Source organism: Lyngbya sp. CCY1209 (genome assembly GCF_055795065.1).
The window spans coordinates 1-227 of record NZ_JAYFER010000394.1; the positions used below are offsets into that span (position 1 = coordinate 1).

General features: G+C 44.5%; 1 protein-coding gene. It reads left to right on the top strand.

The window, feature by feature from the left end:
• Positions 1-227, top strand: a 227-nt coding sequence (locus tag AC0QHF_RS11435; RefSeq protein WP_324704338.1) for a reverse transcriptase N-terminal domain-containing protein, incomplete at both ends; no start/stop codon positions are given.

Below are 227 nucleotides of genomic sequence, written 5' to 3' on the forward strand. Positions count from 1 at the left end.
AAAGCCAAAAGGTTGCAAAGACTCCTGTTGAAGTCATACTATGCAAGGCTTTTAGCGGTAAGACGAGTGACCCAAGACAACCAAGGCAAGAAAACTGCCGGAGTAGATGGTGTGATAGCAATATCCCCGAAACAAAGGTTTGAACTTGTTGAGGAAATCAAAGGAAACTTCAAAGCCAAGCCATTACGGAGAGTTTGGATACCAAAACCCGGACGGGATGAAAAACG